This window comes from Nocardioides luteus, from assembly GCF_014648595.1.
GTDB classification, from domain to species: domain Bacteria; phylum Actinomycetota; class Actinomycetes; order Propionibacteriales; family Nocardioidaceae; genus Nocardioides; species Nocardioides luteus.
The window spans coordinates 1-16,008 of sequence record NZ_BMRK01000016.1 but is presented as its reverse complement, the minus strand read 5'-3'; the positions used below and the strand labels follow the sequence as shown (position 1 = coordinate 16,008).

General features: G+C 71.2%; 15 protein-coding genes and 1 pseudogene. 11 read left to right on the top strand and 5 right to left on the bottom strand.

The window, feature by feature from the left end; genetic code table 11:
* Positions 1-241: pseudogene (locus tag IEY81_RS24295) on the bottom strand (hypothetical protein); the annotation flags it as partial.
* On the bottom strand, positions 238-1,368 hold the full coding sequence (locus tag IEY81_RS18085) for an ABC transporter ATP-binding protein (protein ID WP_189119892.1): 1,131 nt from the start codon (positions 1,366-1,368) through the stop codon (positions 238-240). The pseudogene IEY81_RS24295 and the gene IEY81_RS18085, both read right to left, overlap by 4 nt.
* Positions 1,369-1,522: 154 nt before the next feature.
* Between IEY81_RS18085 and IEY81_RS18080 the strand changes: the two genes are divergently transcribed.
* The 3 genes from IEY81_RS18080 to IEY81_RS18070 are packed head-to-tail and all read left to right on the top strand — an operon-like array spanning position 1,523 to position 3,763.
* On the top strand, positions 1,523-2,311 hold the full coding sequence (locus tag IEY81_RS18080) for a Nif3-like dinuclear metal center hexameric protein (RefSeq protein ID WP_189119891.1): 789 nt from the start codon (positions 1,523-1,525) through the stop codon (positions 2,309-2,311).
* 52 nt (positions 2,312-2,363) lie between these two features.
* Positions 2,364-3,080, top strand: a complete 717-nt coding sequence (locus IEY81_RS18075; RefSeq protein ID WP_229787972.1) for a zinc ribbon domain-containing protein — start codon at positions 2,364-2,366, stop codon at positions 3,078-3,080.
* On the top strand, positions 3,077-3,763 hold the full coding sequence (locus IEY81_RS18070; RefSeq protein WP_189119890.1) for a histidine phosphatase family protein: 687 nt from the start codon (positions 3,077-3,079) through the stop codon (positions 3,761-3,763). The genes IEY81_RS18075 and IEY81_RS18070 overlap by 4 nt, the downstream gene beginning before the upstream one ends.
* A gap of 29 nt (positions 3,764-3,792) precedes the next feature.
* Here IEY81_RS18070 and yaaA read toward each other — a convergent pair whose 3' ends face one another.
* Positions 3,793-4,566: a peroxide stress protein YaaA gene (gene yaaA, locus IEY81_RS18065; RefSeq protein WP_189119889.1), complete on the bottom strand. Its 774-nt coding sequence runs from the start codon at positions 4,564-4,566 to the stop codon at positions 3,793-3,795.
* A 134-nt stretch (positions 4,567-4,700) separates the two neighbouring features.
* Between yaaA and IEY81_RS18060 the strand changes: the two genes are divergently transcribed.
* From IEY81_RS18060 to IEY81_RS18035, 6 genes are all read left to right on the top strand, one after another.
* The gene (locus tag IEY81_RS18060) at positions 4,701-5,027 is read left to right on the top strand and encodes a hypothetical protein (RefSeq protein ID WP_189119888.1); all 327 of its coding nucleotides are present in this window, start codon (positions 4,701-4,703) and stop codon (positions 5,025-5,027) included.
* 17 nt (positions 5,028-5,044) lie between these two features.
* Entirely contained in the window at positions 5,045-6,508 is a 1,464-nt protein-coding gene (locus IEY81_RS18055; protein WP_189119887.1) for an RNB domain-containing ribonuclease, read from the top strand.
* Positions 6,509-6,578: 70 nt separating this feature from the next.
* A complete protein-coding gene (locus tag IEY81_RS18050; RefSeq protein ID WP_189119886.1) occupies positions 6,579-7,862 on the top strand; it encodes a hydroxyacid-oxoacid transhydrogenase in 1,284 nt (427 codons plus the stop codon).
* Between the two features lie 73 nt (positions 7,863-7,935).
* Positions 7,936-9,147 (top strand): multidrug effflux MFS transporter, encoded by a 1,212-nt coding sequence (locus tag IEY81_RS18045; protein WP_189119885.1) that lies wholly within the window; start codon positions 7,936-7,938, stop codon positions 9,145-9,147.
* A gap of 49 nt (positions 9,148-9,196) precedes the next feature.
* Positions 9,197-9,622 carry a PaaI family thioesterase gene (locus IEY81_RS18040; RefSeq protein ID WP_189119884.1) on the top strand — a complete coding sequence of 142 codons (426 nt, stop codon included), beginning with the start codon at positions 9,197-9,199 and terminating at the stop codon, positions 9,620-9,622.
* The gene (locus tag IEY81_RS18035) at positions 9,619-12,333 is read left to right on the top strand and encodes a DEAD/DEAH box helicase family protein (RefSeq protein WP_189119883.1); all 2,715 of its coding nucleotides are present in this window, start codon (positions 9,619-9,621) and stop codon (positions 12,331-12,333) included. Before IEY81_RS18040 ends, IEY81_RS18035 begins: the two co-directional genes overlap by 4 nt.
* A 117-nt stretch (positions 12,334-12,450) precedes the next feature.
* Here the strand turns inward: IEY81_RS18035 and IEY81_RS18030 are convergent, their stop codons facing one another.
* Positions 12,451-13,200, bottom strand: a complete 750-nt coding sequence (locus IEY81_RS18030; RefSeq protein WP_229787971.1) for an SGNH/GDSL hydrolase family protein — start codon at positions 13,198-13,200, stop codon at positions 12,451-12,453.
* A 131-nt stretch (positions 13,201-13,331) separates the two neighbouring features.
* On the opposite strand from IEY81_RS18030, the gene IEY81_RS18025 reads away from it, so the two are divergent.
* The gene (locus tag IEY81_RS18025) at positions 13,332-14,546 is read left to right on the top strand and encodes a sensor histidine kinase (protein WP_189119881.1); all 1,215 of its coding nucleotides are present in this window, start codon (positions 13,332-13,334) and stop codon (positions 14,544-14,546) included.
* On the top strand, positions 14,543-15,211 hold the full coding sequence (locus IEY81_RS18020; RefSeq protein WP_189119880.1) for a response regulator transcription factor: 669 nt from the start codon (positions 14,543-14,545) through the stop codon (positions 15,209-15,211). Before IEY81_RS18025 ends, IEY81_RS18020 begins: the two co-directional genes overlap by 4 nt.
* 34 nt (positions 15,212-15,245) lie before the next feature.
* Here IEY81_RS18020 and IEY81_RS18015 read toward each other — a convergent pair.
* A partial coding sequence (locus IEY81_RS18015) for a DUF4822 domain-containing protein (RefSeq protein ID WP_229787970.1) occupies positions 15,246-16,008 on the bottom strand: 763 nt, incomplete at its 5' end.

Below are 16,008 nucleotides of genomic sequence, written 5' to 3'. Positions count from 1 at the left end.
GAAGGCGTCGATCACCTCGGGGGCGTCGTAGTCGCCCAAAAAAGGTCGCCCCGGCGCCGGGCTCGACCGCGCTGGAGGCGCCACCGTCGCCCGAGCCGCAGGCGCTGAGCGCGGCGCCGACGCCCGCGAGGGCGGCCAGGCTCAGGAAGCGCCGCCGGGAGAGCTCCTGTCGGATCGCCCGCGCGCCCGCATGGCTGGCCAGGATGCGTACGTCGCCACCTCTGTTGACGGACTTGTTCACTGTGGACTCCTAGCGGTCGACGGGTCGGGTGGGGCACCGAGAGGGAAGAGTCGTACGTCCTCAGCGGCCCAGCCGCAGACGACCCGGTTGCCGGGGGAGAGCCGGACGGCGCCGTGGGTGGGGCGGCGGACGAGGAGGCTGGTCTCGCCCGTGACCCGGACGAGGTACTGGATCACCTCGCCCAGCAGCGAGACCTGGAGGACCTCGCCGGCCACGCTGTTGCGTGCCTCGGTGACGGTGCCGGGCTCGATGGCGATCAGCTCGGGCCGGACGGCGGCCTGGTGGGGTTCGCCGGGCTTCCCGTCGGGCTTCGCGGGGCCCTCGATCGTGCCTAGCGGGGTCTCGACGGTGGTGCCGTCGGCACTGACCTCGCCATCCAGGAAGTTCTGCTGGCCGACGAAGCCGGCGACGTACGCGCTGGCGGGCTGGTTGTAGACGGTCTCGGCGTCGGCGAGCTGCTCGATCCGGCCGGCGCGCATGATCGCGATCCGGTCGCTCATCGCGAGCGCCTCGCCCTGGTCGTGGGTGACGAAGACGAACGTGATGCCGAGCCGCGACTGGAGCAGCTTGAGCTCGAGCTGCATCTCCTCGCGCAGCTGCCGGTCCAGGGCGCCGAGGGGCTCGTCGAGGAGGAGCACGCCGGGGCGGTTGACCAGCGCGCGGGCGAGCGCGACGCGTTGCTGCTGGCCGCCGGAGAGCTGGGTCGGGGAGCGGTCGGCGAAGTCGAGCATCCGCACCATCCGCAGCGCCTCGACGACCCGCTCGCGGATCTCGGCGCGCGGGGTCTTGCGCTGCTGGAGTCCGTAGGCGACGTTCTCCGCGACGGACTTGTGGGGGAAGAGTGCGTAGGCCTGGAAGACGGTGTTGACGTCGCGCTGGTAGGGCGCGAGCCGGACCACGTCCTTGCCGCCGATCAGGACGCTGCCGGAGTCGGGCTTCTCGAAGCCGGCGATCAACCGCAGCGTCGTGGTCTTGCCGCAGCCCGAGGGGCCGAGCAACGAGATGAACTCACCCGCGCGGATCTCCAGGTCGAGGCCGTCGACCGCCGTGGCCTGACCATAGGTCTTGGTCAGACCGCTGATCCTCACCGAGCCGGAGGGCAGGTCCGGGGATGCTTTCGTGGTCATCGCTGCTCCAGTCGATTGTGCACTTAGCGCTGCATTCCACCACAGGATTCCGCGAAAAGTACGGAATCGGTTGTAAAGGAACGGTTACGAACCCGATTCCGTGTATGGCATCGCCGCTGCGTGTGGTGCCTGGGCGGGGATCTAGGGTTACACCATGCCGACACTGTCTGCCGTCACATCGCTGCTGGACGACTGGTATCCGCCTGCCACCGCCGACGACTGGGACGCGGTGGGTCTGGTCTGGGGCGATCCCGAGCAGCCTGTCTCGAAGGTGCTCCTCGCCGTCGACCCGACCCTGCCGGTCGCCGAGGAGGCGGCCGAGTGGGGCGCGGACCTGGTCGTGGTCCATCACCCGCTCTTCCTCAAGGGCGTGCACGGTTTCGCGCCGACGACCCCGAAGGGGCGCACCCTCTCCACCCTCGTCTCCGCGCAGTGCGCGCTGCTGACCGCACACACCAACGCCGACCAGGCGATCGGCGGAGTCTCGGAGTCGCTGGCGCTCGCGCTCGGGCTGCGCTCGCTGAAACCTCTGGTTCCGGGGGCGAGCGACGAGGTCGGCACCGGTCGCTCCGGGACGGTGGAGCCGACCACGCTGCGTGCGTTCGCCGAGACGGTGGCCGCGGCGCTGCCGGCCACCGCGGGCGGGATCCGGGTCGCCGGGGACCTCGACCGACCGGTGTCCTCGGTGGCGCTGTGCGGCGGAGCGGGCGACTTCCTGCTCGACCAGGTGGCTGCGTACGACGTCTATGTGACCAGCGATCTGCGCCACCATCCGGCCTCGGAGTTCGTGGAGAAGGGCGGTGCGCTGATCGACATCCCGCACTGGGCAGCCGAGTGGACCTGGCTACCTGTGCTGGCGAGGCGACTCGAAGCCGCCTGGGGAGATACGGTGGAGACCCGGGTCTCGCAGATCGTCACCGACCCGTGGACCTTGAGCCTGTGAGCTCGACACTGATCATGAGGAGAATCCGCTGAAAGCCGACCCGTTCGCCCAGGTGAAGCTGCTCGACGTCTGTGAGCTGGACTCGCGTGCGCTCCAGCTCCGCCACCGTCGTGCGCATCTGCCGCAGGCCGCCGTCGTGGCGGAGCTGCAGGCGGCGAAGAAGACGACCGACGATGCCGTACGCGACGCCCGGGTCGCCCGCGACGACCTCGAACGGGTGCAGAAGAAGGCCGACGCCGACGTCGAGGCGGTCAAGACCCGCCGCCGGCGCGACCAGGAGCGGATGGATTCCGGCGCGATCGGCAACGCCAAGGATCTCGAGCGCATGCAGCACGAGCTCGCCAACCTCGACCGCCGGATCTCGGTGCTCGAGGACGAGGAGCTCGAGGTCATGGAGCAGCTCGAGGAGGCCCAGGCGACCGTGGCGCGGCTCGAGGCCGAGCTCGCCGAGATCACCGAGAAGCTCGCCGTCGCGGTCGACTCCGTCGACGTGGAGACCTCGAAGATCGACACCGAGCTCGCCGGTGTCGCCGAGGAGCGCACCCCGGCGCTCGAGGGCATCCCCGATGACCTGATCGCCCTCTACGAGCGGCTGAGCTCGAAGATGGGCGTCGGCGCCGCCGAGCTTCGCGCCCGTCGCTGCGGCGGCTGCAACATTCAGCTGGACCCGGCCGAGATCTCCCGCATCCGGGGTCTCGCCGCGGACGAGGTCGTGCGCTGCGAGGAGTGCTCCCGCATCCTCGTCCGCACCGCCGAGTCCGGCCTGTGAGCACGAAGGCCTCGCGCGGCTGGGCGGCCGGCGCCGAGGCGACCACGCTCGTGCTCGTCCGCCACGGCGTCACCAAGCACACCACCACGAAGGCCTTCTCCGGCGGCCTCGGCGGCGACAACCCGCCGCTGGCCCAGGAGGGTCGCGAGCAGGTGCTGCTGACCGCGGAGTGGCTGCGGCCCCTGGCCGACTCGGTCGACACCGTGATCACCTCCCCGGTGCTGCGCACCGTCGAGACCGCCGAGCTCGTCGCCGGCGTACTCGGCGCCCGGATCGTCGAGGAGCCCGGCTTCGCCGAGCTCGAGTTCGGCACCTGGGACGGCCTGACCTTCGGCGAGGTCTCGCAGAAGTTCCCCGAGGAGATGAAGGCCTGGATGGGCTCGCCCGAGGTCGCCCCTCCGGGTGGTGAGTCCTTCGCCGAGTGCGACGTACGCGTCAAGGAGGCCCTCGCCCGTGTCCTCACCGATCACGCCGGCGAGACCGTCGTGGTGACCTCCCACGTCTCTCCGATCAAGCTCCTCGTCGCCTCCGCCCTCGGCGCCCCGCTGGTCGGCGCCTTCAACATGGAGCTCGCCCCCGCCTCCGTCACCGTCATCTCCTTCTTCTCCGACGGCCGAGCCTCCATGCGTATGTTCAACGGCCTCCCCGTCTCCCGCGACCCCTTCGCCGCAGGAATCTTCTGACGGCTCTTGCGCCGACTCGGCGGGAAGGGTCAGAGGTCGGTGACGACGACGTCGAGCTGGGTGATCTTCTTCTGCTGGGTCTCCTCGACGTGCCAGCCGAGGTCGCGGAGGGCTTCGGCGAGCTTGGTGGGGGTGCGGGGGTTGGCGCCGGACTCGAGGAGGGCGCGGACGAGGCGGCCCTTGGTGGCCTTGTTGAAGTGGCTGACGACCTTGCGCTGACCGTTGTGCTCGTGGAGGACACGGACGGTGGCGGTGCGGTCGCCGACCTCGTCGGGACGCCAGAAGGCGGTGTACGTGCCGGAGCGGAGGTCGACGAGGAGGCCGTCGCCGAGGGCCTCGGTGAGGCCGGGGCCGAGGTGGGCGCGCCAGTGGGCCTGGATGCCGCCGATGCCGGGGAGGGTGGTGTCGCCCGAGAGTCGGTACGCAGGGATGCGGTCGGCCAGGCCGACGAGGCCGAACACCGAGCTGGTCACCATGACCCGGCCGGTCGCGCGGCGCTTGGCAGCGGGGGAGAGGGTCGCGGGGGAGAGGGCGTCGTAGAGGACGCCGGTGTAGATCCGGTCGGCGCGCGCCGCGGGTGCGTCCAGCAGAGCAGCGTTGGCGGCGACGAGCTCGGGCTGGGTCTTCGGGATGCCGAGGATGTCGACGGCCTCATCGGGGCGGGTGGTGCAGAGCTCGACGAGGGCGTCGATGACCTTGGTGCGCGCCGGGTTGAGCACCGGGAGGCGGAGGTCGTCGAGCGCGAGCGGGTTGCCGCGTGCGGGCGCGGTCTTTCCTTCCGAGGGCGGCAGCAGGATCAGCACGGGGACAATGGTGCCGCCCGGCGCGGGGATGGCCGAATCGAGGATTGGGTATCTTTCAAATCGCTCGTGACCTGGGGTGACGCGCGGATCTAGATTGATCGGTTCGATCCCAACCCCCACCGAGAGGTCCAGCCGTGACCGTTCTGGCTGCCGAGTCCACGTCCTCCTCCGACGTGAGCGCTCTCCTCGTCGTGGTCGCGCTTCTCGGCGCCTTCTGGCTGATCCAGGACGTCTCGAAGAAGGCCAAGGCGCGCTCCGCGCACATCAAGGCGAAGCGCTCGCTGACCCCGTCCCAGCGCAAGGCGCTGGCGAAGATCAACAGGTCGGCGAAGAGGCACAACGGCTCGACGAAGCAGCTGTGGGGACAGTTCGACGCCTTCAAGGGGAACCCGAAGGCGTTCGACAAGGAGGCCGCGGCGCTCCACAAGGCGTACAAGGACTCCAAGAAGAAGAAGAAATAACCACTACAGTGCTCGCCATGGGCTCCGCACGCATCATCCGGGTGGCCAGGGCTGACGAGGGTGTCGCCGCCACCACGCTCCGCGACGGGATCGCCGCGCTCCAGGAAGAGCTGGGGGTGAGCGCCGAGTTCCCGCCCGAGGTGGAGGAGGCCGCGGCCGCCGCGGCCGCGAACCCCAGGCTCCCCGAGCTGGACCGCACCGACCTGCCGTTCGTGACCATCGACCCGGAGTCGTCGATGGATCTCGACCAGGCGCTCCACCTGGAGCGCGACGGCGACGGCTACGTGGTCCACTACGCCATCGCCGACGTGGCCGCCTTCGTCTCGCCCGGCGACCCGATCGACGTCGAGGCCAACAAGCGCGGCGAGACGCTCTACGCCGCCGACGCGAAGATCCCGCTCCACCCCAAGGTGCTCTCCGAGGACGCCGCCTCGCTCCTCCCCGACCAGGTACGTCCCGCGCTGCTGTGGACCCACAAGCTCGATGCCACCGGCGAGGGCACCGACACCTTCGTCGAGCGCGCGCTGGTGCGCTCGCGCGCGAAGCTCTCCTACGACGGCGTGCAGGAGATGTTCGACGGCGAGGGGTTCGGCGACACCGACTACGCCGAGTCGCTCGCGCTGCTGAAGGAGATCGGCGAGAAGCGCATCGCCCTGGAGGCCGCCCGCGGCGGCGTCAACCTGCCGCTGCGCGACCAGGAGATCTCGGTGGAGGGCGACCAGTGGTCGCTCGAGTACCGCGACATGCTGCCCGTCGAGGACTGGAACGCGCAGATCTCGCTGCTCACCGGCTTCGCTGCCGCCGACCTGATGGTCTACGCCCGGGTGGGACTCCTGCGGACCCTTCCCGAGCCCGACCACCGAGACGTCCAGCGGCTCCACCGCACCGCCCGCGCGCTCGGCCTGGAGTGGCCCGCGGAGATGCTCTACCCCGACTTCATCCGCTCGCTGGACGGCAAGAACGGCAAGCACGCGGCGATGGCGATCGCCTGCACCCGATTGCTGCGCGGGAGCGGGTACGCCTCGTTCAACGGTGAGCTCCCCGAGCTGACCGAGCACTCCGCGCTGGCCAACGAGTACATGCACGTCACCGCGCCGTTGCGCCGGCTGATCGACCGCTACGCCGGTGAGGTCTGCCTCACGCTCTGCGCCGACCAGCCGGTGCCGGAATGGGTGATCGCCGCGTTCACGACGCTCCCCGAGACGATGCGCGCCTCCTCGCGCAACAGTGGCGCCTACGAGCGCGGCGTGGTCGATCTCGTCGAGGCCGGGCTGCTGTCCCACCGCGTCGGGGAGACCTTCGACGCGGTGGTCGTCGAGGTCGACGAGGACGACAAGCAGAAGGGCTCGATCACCGTCGAGGAGCCTGCCATCGAGGCGCGCGTGACCGGCAGCTCGCCGCTGCCGTTGGGCGAGGAGGTCCAGGTGCGCCTGGAGACCGCCGACGTCGCGGCTCGGAAGGTCGCCTTCACCATCGCCTGAACGACCGCCCGAGCGCCGTTGGGCGATGAGACCCGTGTCGGCCCTTCGGGCCGGCGGCTATCGTGCGCACATGACGCGCGCCACATCCGAGACCGTGTTCACCTATGGCTCCCCGCAGCTCAAGTTCGGCACCGGGGCGTCGGCCGAGATCGGCTACGACCTGGCATCGCTCGGCGCCCGGCGGGCGCTGGTCGTGACCGATCCCGGCATCTCCGCCACCGGGCTCCCGCAGCGCGTGGCCGAGCAGATGGGGACGTACGAGGTCGACGCGGTGGTCTTCGACGGCGTCCACGTCGAGCCCACCGACGAGAGCATGCGCACGGCGGTGGCGTACGCCCGCGAGCACGGCCCGTTCGACGCGATCGTCGCGGTCGGCGGCGGGTCGAGCATCGACACCGCGAAGGCGGTGAACCTGCTGACCACCAACGACGGCGACCTGATGGACTACCTCAACGCCCCGGTCGGCAAGGCGCTGGCGCCGAAGGTGCCGCTGCTGCCGTTGGTCGCGGTGCCGACCACCACCGGGACCGGTGCGGAGTCGACGACCGTGTGCGTCCTGGACGTGCTCGACCTGAAGGTGAAGACCGGGATCTCCCACGCGCGCCTGCGGCCCGCGCTCGCCGTGGTCGACCCCGACCTGATGATGACCCAGCCGGCCGGGGTGACCGCCGCGTCGGGGATGGACATCCTCTGCCACGCGCTGGAGAGCTACACCGCTCGTCCCTACACCTCCTACGACCGCAAGGAGCCCGCCCAGCGGGTGCCCTACTGCGGCGCGAACCCGATCTCCGACATGTGGTCGGAGAAGGCGCTCTCGCTGCTGGCCGGCTCGTTCCGCCAAGCCGTCGCGCACGGCGACGACACGATCGCCCGCGGTGACATGGCGTTCGCGGCGACCTTCGCCGGGCTCGGCTTCGGCAACGCCGGCGTACACATCCCGCACGCCTGCGCCTACCCGATCGCAGGCCGCGTACGCGACTTCCACCCCAAGGACTACCCGGCAGCGGAGCCGATGGTGCCGCACGGCATGGCGGTCTCGCTGACCGCGCCGGAGGCGTTCCGCTACACCTTCGACGCCGCTCCCGACCGCCATCTGAAGGCGGCCCGCCTGCTCGCGCCGGGCGTCGACGAGTCGGGCGTGGAGCCGCGCGACCTGCTGCCGCGGGTGCTTGCCGACCTGATGCGTGACATCGGCATCCCGGCCGGGATCGGCGAGGTCGGCTACACCGCCGGAGACGTCCCCGACCTGGTCGAAGGTGCGCTCAAGCAGCAGCGTCTCCTGGCCACCGCACCGAAGGAGCCCTCGCCGGAGGACCTGGCGGGAATACTGGAGAGGTCGATCACGCTCTGGTGAGGAATGCCCGGCGGACCTCCGGTGTTCGTTTGGTTGTCTCTTTCAACCAATCTTCTCCTCGGAGGTCCACTCGGTGACGTCAGTCCCGCCGCGGCTCTTGCTCGCCCTCGCCCTGCTCTCGGCGTCAGCGCCGCTTGCGATCGACTTCTACCTGCCCTCCTTCCCGCAGATCGGCTCCGACCTCGGTGCCGCAGCGAGCGACGTGCAGCTCACCCTGACCGCGTTCCTGATCGGCCTGGCGCTCGGTCAGATCGCCTGGGGCCCGATCTCCGACCGGTTCGGCCGGCTCCGGCCGCTGCTGATCGGCTCGGTCGTCGCCGCGGTCGCCGGTGTGCTGGCGGCGTTGGCGCCCACCGTCGAGCTGCTCATGGTGGCCCGCTTCGTGCAGGCGCTCGCGGCTGCCGCCGGCATCGTGATGGCGCGGGCGATCGTGGCCGACGTGCTCCACGGCTTCGCCGCCGCCCGGGCGATGTCGATCATGATGTCGATCAGCGGGATCGCGCCGATCGTCGCGCCGGTCCTCGGCGGCGCGCTGGCCGGCTTCGTACCCTGGCGCGGGGTGCTCGGCATCGTCGCCGCGATCGCAGTCGCCCAGGTCGTCTGCGTGGTGCTGGTGATCCGGGAGAGCCTGCCCGTCGAGCGCCGCACGAGCAGGGTCGAGTACGCCGACCTCGGCCGTCTCCTGGCCAAGCCCGCGTTCCTCGGCTACACGCTGACCCAGTCGCTCACGTTCGCCACCCTGATGACGTACGTCTCCTCCTCCTCGTTCCTCTACCAGTCGGTGATCGGCACCTCGGCTGCCGTCTACGGCGTCGGGTTCGCCGTCAACGCCGCGTTCCTCACCCTCGCCGGACTCGTCTCGGCGCGGCTGGCGAAGCGGCAGGTGCACCCCGCGCAGGTCGTCCGCTTCGCGCAGCCGCTGCTCGCGCTCGGTGCGATGCTGGTGCTGGTCGTGGCGCTGCTGCCGGTGCCGAAGGCGCTGATCCTGCTGCCGATCCTGATGGTCACGACCTGCGTCGGCCTCATCATGGGCAACACCGGTGCGCTGGCGATCGAGCAGGCCCGGCCCGCGGTCGGCGCCGGCTCGGCGCTGATGGGCGGCATCATGTTCCTCGGTGGCGGGCTGGCCTCGCCGCTGGGTGCGGTCGCCGGTGAGCACACCGCGGTGCCGCTCGCGATCACCATGGTGGCCACCTCGCTCCTCGGCGCGGTCGCGTTCAACCTCGCTCGGCGCTCGGTCGCGCGCAACCCCGAGTCGGAGGCGGCCTTCGCGACCGCGGCCTAGCCGGACGCATCCCGAGCCGCGAGATGGGTCCGCCGGGTAGGTTTCAGCCATGGCGGAGACACCTGCGATCAGCCTCGAGGAGGCCCGCGAGACACTGGCCAACCAGCCGTTCAGCAAGCTGATCGGCGCCTCGGTGGTCGAGCTGGACCGAGGGTCCGGGACGCTCCGGGTGCCGTTGCGACCCGAGCTGCTGCAGCAGTTCGGGCTCGTGCACGGTGGCGTCCTGGCGTACGCAGCCGACAACGCGCTCGCGTTCGCCGGCGGCACCGTGCTCGGGCCGGCGGTGACCACGCGCGGCTTCTCGATCGAGTTCATCCGGCCGGCGCAGGGCGACCATCTGCTCGCGGTCGGTGAGGTGCTCAACCAGACCCGCAGGCAGGCTCTGACCCGCGCCGATGTCTTCGCGGTCGCCGAGGACGGCAGCTCGAAGCTCGTCGCCGCCGCCCAAGGGATGATCACCCGGGTCGAGCTGTGAGGCTCCGGGTCCACCAGCAGCGAGCGCTCGACGCGCTCGGTGCGGCGTGGGCCGCCGGCCGGGAGCGCGCCTGGGTCGTGCTTCCGCCGGGTGCCGGGAAGACCCTGGTCGGGCTGGAGACCGCTCGGGACGCGATCGCCGACGGGGCGAAGGTGGTCGTGCTCAGCCCCAACACCGCGATCCAGGGGCAGTGGCGGCGGCAGGCCTCGGCGCTCGGGCTGTCGGCCTCCACCGCGCGTGATCTCCGCGCTCCGCTCACGTCGCTCACCTACCAGTCGGTGGCTGTCTTCGGCGACCCCGACGACGAGGAGGAGACCGGCGAGAGCCACCTGGCCCGGCTCCACGACAACGGCCGGGCGCTGGTCTCCGCGCTGCGGAGCGCCGGGCCGCTGCTGCTGATCCTCGACGAGTGTCATCACCTGCTCGAGGTGTGGGGCGAGCTGCTGGGCGAGATCCTTCTCCTGCTGCCCGACGCCCGGGTGCTCGGGCTGACCGCGACCCCGCCGGAGGCGTTGACAAAGGACGAGTCGGCGCTGGTCGGTCTCCTCTTCGGGGAGATCGTCTTCTCGACCTCGATCCCCGCCGTCGTCCGCGAGGGCGACCTGGCGCCCTTCGCCGACCTGGTCTGGCTGACCACGCCGACTCCGGCTGAGCGGGAGTGGCTGCGGGGGAGCGCGGAGCGGTTCGAGGAGCTGCTCACCGCACTGACCTCCGCCGACCTCGGCAGCGTGCCGTTCCTGACCTGGCTCGACCGGCGGTTCGTGACGCGCTCGGAGGGGGCGCCGTCGTGGGCCGAGATCACCAGGATGCTGCCCGACCTGGCCACGGCAGCCCTGCGGGCGCACCACCGCGGGCTGCTGGCTCTTCCCGACGGCGCGACCATGACCGAGGCCCACCGGCGCGACCCGTCGGCCGAGGACTGGGTGGCGCTGATCGGTGACTGGGTTCGCGGCCACCTGTCCACTTCGGAGGAGCCCGCCGACCAGGAGGCGCTCGATGCGATCAGGAAGGCGCTGCCCGCCGTCGGCTACACGCTGACCCGCCGTGGGATCCGGGCCGGCCGCTCGCCCGTCGACCGGGTGCTGGCGCGCTCCGAGGCGAAGACCACGGCGACCTCGGCCATCGTCGACCACGAGCGGCTGGCCCACGGCGACTCGCTGCGGTTGCTCGTCGTCACCGACCACGAGCGGGCCTCGGCCACGCTGCCGATGGACCTGCGCGGGGTGATCGCCGAGCAGGCCGGCTCCGCCCGCGCGGTGCTCGCCACGCTGTGTCGATCTCACGACGACGTCCTGCTGGTCACCGGCTCGACCGTCGCCGGGCCGTCGGCGACCCTGGAGGCGCTGGTCGCGTTCATCGCCGAGACCAACGCCTCGCTCGCCGATGGGCTGACGGTCGAGCCGGGGGAGGACTACGCCACGCTCACCGGACGCTGGCGCAGCCGGCAGTGGGTCGGCCACGTGACCCGGTTCTTCGAGGCCGGCGGCTGCCGGGTGCTGGTCGGCACGCGTGGGCTGCTCGGGGAGGGGTGGGACGCCCGCTCGGTCACCGGGATCGTCGACCTCACCGCCGCCACCACCGCGACAGCGGTCGTGCAGCTGCGCGGCCGGTCGCTGCGTACGGATCCGGAGCGGAGCGACAAGGTCGCGGTCAACTGGACCGTCGTCTGCGTCGATGAGGACCACCCGCGCGGCGACAACGACTGGAAGCGTCTCGTGCGCAAGCATCTGGGCTACTTCGGGGCCGACGAGGACGGCTCGATCGTCGACGGCGTCGGCCACATCGACGAGTCGTTCTCCCCGTACGCAGCCCCGCTGGAGTCCGACTTCGACGCGGTCAACGCTCGCATGGTCGCCCGCTCCGAGGACCGCGCGGCGATCCGGGAGCGGTGGCGGGTCGGGGAGCCGTACGCCGACGTCGCCGGCCGCACGGTCAGGGTCCGGCTGCGTCGGGCCGGTGCGCTGCGGGTGCCGGCCGGTGTCGTGCTCGCGCCGCGGCCGCCGGGCTTCCGGCTGCTGGGCGGGAAGGTCCCGGAGTGGCGGCTGCCGGCGAAGGGCGTGCTGGCGGCCGCGGGGCTGCTGAGCCTCGGTCTGCTCGTCGCGCTGGTCGCCGGTGTCGGTGGACCGGTCTCGGTGCTCGTCGGCGTGGTCCTGGTGGTCTGGGCGCTGTGGACGGCGAACGTCTACCGCGACGGCACCCGGATCGGCTCCCAGCTGCGCCGGCGGCCGACCGTCGGTGCGGTCGGTGCGGCCGTCGCCGACGCTCTGAAGGCAACCGGTCAGACCTCGGTAGGCGCCGACGGGCTGGAGATCGCCGTCGACACCGACGGCAGCTACCGGCTCCACCTGGCCGGCGTACCCGAGGAAGAATCGGCACTCTTCGCCACCTCGCTCGAGGAGGCGGTCTCGCCGATCGCCGCGCCCCGCTACCTGGTCTCGCGGCCGGTCGTGGGCGACCTCGACATGCTCCAGGCCCTGCGGCTCGGGGTCTCGGGCCGGCACACCGCCGAGGCCGAGGCCTGGCACGCCGTCCCCACCGCTCTCGGCCGTCGCGCCGCCGACGCCAAGGAGTTCCTCGGCGCCTGGGAGCACTGGGTCGGCGGCTCCGGCCTGCTCTACACCGGCGCCCCCGAGGGCGCCGGGGTGCTGACCGCCCAGCGTGGCGCGGACCCGTTCGACGTCACCGCCGTCATCCGTCGCCACTGGTCCTGACCCGCCGAGCCGTCACGTACGTCGGCCGAGGCGTCAACTGGGTCGGCCGAGGCGTCAGCTGAGTCGGGCGAGGCGTCAGCCGGGTCGGCCGAGGCGTCAGCCGGGTCGGCCGAGGCGTCAGTCGCCGATCGGGGTCCAGGCCGGGAACTTCGCGGCCCGGCCGTCGCCGGAGGAGCGACCGGTGAGGCGGCGGTGGATCCAGGGGCCGACGAACTCGCGGTAGTAGGCCAGGCCGTTCTTGCCGAGCGTCGCCTCGAAGTCGAGGTCCCACCAGCCCTCGGGGACGTCGACACCGAGCGAGTCGAGGACGCGGGCGGCGACGCGGTGGTGGCCGCGGGCGTTCATGTGGAGGCGGTCCTCGGACCAGAACCGGGGGTCCATGAGGGTCGTGTCGGGCCAGTTGTAGGCGCGGATGACGTCGTCACGGTGGGCGATCCGCTGCTCGACCAGGTCGCAGAGCAGGTCGCCGCGGCGCTGGAAGAGCTTGCCGAGCGGGAGCCGCGCGGACGGGTTGGCTCCGGAGAGCAGGATCAGCTTGATGCCGTGGGCGTCGCACGCCTCGAGCACGGTGTCGAGGTGGCCGGCGATCACGTCGGCGTCGGCCTTGGGACGCAGCATGTCGTTGCCGCCGCCGTTGAAGGAGAGATGGGTCGGCTTCAGCGCCAGCGCTGCCGGCAACTGCTCCTCGACGATCGGCCGGATCAGGCGTCCGCGGATGGCGAGGTTGGCGTACTCCACCCGGGTCCCCGACGCCGCCCAGCCCTGGGCGACGAGGTCGGCCCAGCCGCGTACGTGGCCGTCGGGCATCTCGTCGCCGACACCTTCCGTGAACGAGTCACCGATCGCGACGTAGCGCACTGCCTCCACGAGTCCTCCAAGCACCGAACGAGCGGCGAAGTCCATCGCCAGCCTCTGGATTCTAGTCCGCCCCTGGTCTGACCGTGACATCCGTCCCCGGGCTGACGTCGAGGCCCCATTCTCTCCTCTACGGTGGGAGCGTGGAGGAGTTGGTGCGCCCCTGGCGGCTCGGCCCGCGGGGGCAGTGGTGGTTCGACGCCGTCCTTCTCGGGACCCTCTCTCTGATCATCCCGTTCTACGTCGCGCAGGTGCTGCTGAGCGGTGACGCGGCGCGGGACGTTCAGAGCGACGGCTACGTCGCCGACCTGGTCCTCGTGCTGGTCCAGCTCGTACCCCTGATCTGGCGTCGCCGCCACCCGGTGATCGTCTTCGCCCTCATCGCCGGCGCGTGCGGCCTGCAGGTGCTGCTCCTCGACTATCCGCTGGCCTCGCAGGTCTCGTTGCCGATCGCGGTCTACTCGGTCGCCCGCTATGCGCGTCCGCGGTGGGGGTACGCGGCGCTCGCCGTCGGTCTGCTGGGCGCCGGTCTGGCGTCGTGGGACTGGGTCTCGTCGGTCGATGACGGCGGCAACGGCTTCCTGGATACCAAGACGTACGTCATGGTGGGCGTCTCGCTCGCCACTTTCCCGATCGCGGCGTGGGCGCTGGGTGTGATGGTCCGCACCCGCGCCGCGTACGTCGACTCCCTCATCGAGCGCAACGAGCAGCTGCGCCGCGACGCCGAGCAGCGCGCCGAGCTGGGCGCTACGCAAGAACGGGCGCGGATCGCGCGGGAGATGCACGACGTGGTGGCCCACGGGCTGAGCGTGATCGTGGTGCAGGCCGACGGTGCGCGCTATGCCGCGGAGCAGGACCCGGCACTGGCGCCCAAGGCTCTGGAGACCGTCGCGCAGACCGCGCGGGAGGCGCTGCGCGAGATGCGCCAGCTGCTCGGGCTGCTGCGGGACGGGGACGTGATGACCCGGCCTCAGCCGCGGCTGGGCGACATCGCCACCTTGGTCGAGGAGGCTCAGGCTGGCGGCGCGACGGTCACCGCGACGCTCTCGGGACTGGACGCGTCGGTGCCGGAGGGGGTCGCGCTGACTGCGTACCGCGTCGTGCAGGAGGCGCTCAGCAACGTACGCAAGCACGCCGGGCCCGGTGCCGCCGCCCGGGTGTCGGTCACGGCCGTCGACGACAGCCTCGACATCGAGGTCACCGACGACGGTCGCGGCGCGGCTGCCGACGAGGTCGCCGGGTCGGGCGGACTCGGGCTCGTCGGGATGGGCGAGCGCATCTCGGCTCACGACGGAACGCTGGAGACCGGCCCGGCGCCGGGCGGCGGGTTCCGCGTCTACGCAAGACTCCCGCTATGAGTGGTGCCATGATCCGTGTCTTTCTCGTCGACGACCAGGAACTCGTACGCGCCGGGTTCCGGATGCTCATCGACTCCCAGCCCGACCTGACCGTCGTCGGGGAGGCCGACGACGGTCAGCAGGCGGTCGCCGCGCTGGGCCGCACCGAGGCCGACGTGGTCCTGATGGACGTACGCATGCCCCGGATGGACGGCGTCGAGGCGACCGGTCTCATCGCCGGTCGCGACGGCGCACCGCGGGTGATCGTGCTGACCACCTTCGACCTCGACGAGTACGCCTTCGCCGCCATCCGCGCGGGCGCCGCGGCGTTCCTGCTCAAGGACGCCCGCCCCGAGGACCTGCTCACCGCGATCCGGACGGTGCACGCCGGCGACTCCGTCGTCGCCCCCAGCACCACCCGGCGTCTGCTCGAGCACTTCGCCGCCTCCGCGCCGGCGGCGGTCGGGTCGGCCCCCGAGGGCCGCCTGGAGATGCTGACCGAGCGCGAGCGCGAGGTGCTCACCCTCGTCGGCCGCGGCCTGTCCAACACCGAGATCGCCGACGCCTTCGTCGTCGCCGAGGCCACCGTGAAGACCCACGTCAGCCGCCTGCTGGCCAAGACCGGCTCCCGCGACCGCGTACAGCTCGTCGTACTCGCCTACGAGTCCGGCCTCGTCGGCCGCTGACCCGGATGGGCCGGGTCAGCGGGCTCGGGCCGGGTCAGCTGGCCGGCTCGGCGTGGTCGGTGGGTGTGTGGACGATGTCGAGGTAGACGGACTTGTCCTTCTCGTCGGGAAAGACGCGGTAGGTGAACTCGTCCTCGGTCAACGTGACGATGTCGGAGTCCCTCTCGAACATCACCTCACCCGCCTCGTCCTTCGCGACGATGTGCCGAGTGCTCCCCGCCGCGTCGACCGACCAGTCACCCTGCATCTTCGGGTTGTCATCGAGCTCGTACATCCGGAAAGTGCCGTCCCCGTCGAAGTACGCCCACCCCACAAAGGTGGCAACATCCTCGTCTTCGAGCGGCACCTCCTCCCCATCCTGGTCGACCGCGCCCGTGGTCTCCCAAGCAGTCGAGGCCAGAACCTCAGCCGGCGTCTTCGCGGCCGCCTCAACCTGACCCGACCCGCCCTTCTGCTCGGTGTCGCTAGCAGCCGCCTCCCCCGACGCCCCACAAGCAGCAAGAACCGCTGCCGCCGCCAGCGCGGCGAAAGAGGTGGCGACGACGCGGACAGGCTTTTGAATCTTCGTTGTCTTCTTCATGCCCTCAACGATGTCCTCATCCGCCCGCGCGCCCATCTGGCAACCAGCCACGATCAGATAGCCGATCGGATGATGCTCGGTTCCGGTGGTCGAGCTTGTCGAGACCTGAGCCCCCGGTGGTCGAGCTTGTCGAGACCACCCTTCGAGCGGACATCGATCAGCGACCGCGTTTTCGTTCCCAGGTTCGCCGCCGACCCGATCTCTGAGTGTTTCTCGA

What these genes read in the sequence shown, in the direction of transcription:
- IEY81_RS18085 (WP_189119892.1), bottom strand. Translation starts at nt 1,368, where the DNA reads ATGACCACGAAAGCATCCCCGGACCTGCCCTCCGGCTCGGTGAGGATC.
- IEY81_RS18080 (WP_189119891.1), top strand. Translation starts at nt 1,523, where the DNA reads ATGCCGACACTGTCTGCCGTCACATCGCTGCTGGACGACTGGTATCCG.
- IEY81_RS18055 (WP_189119887.1), top strand. Translation starts at nt 5,045, where the DNA reads ATGGGCTCCGCACGCATCATCCGGGTGGCCAGGGCTGACGAGGGTGTC.
- IEY81_RS18050 (WP_189119886.1), top strand. Translation starts at nt 6,579, where the DNA reads ATGACGCGCGCCACATCCGAGACCGTGTTCACCTATGGCTCCCCGCAG.
- IEY81_RS18040 (WP_189119884.1), top strand. Translation starts at nt 9,197, where the DNA reads ATGGCGGAGACACCTGCGATCAGCCTCGAGGAGGCCCGCGAGACACTG.
- IEY81_RS18020 (WP_189119880.1), top strand. Translation starts at nt 14,543, where the DNA reads ATGAGTGGTGCCATGATCCGTGTCTTTCTCGTCGACGACCAGGAACTC.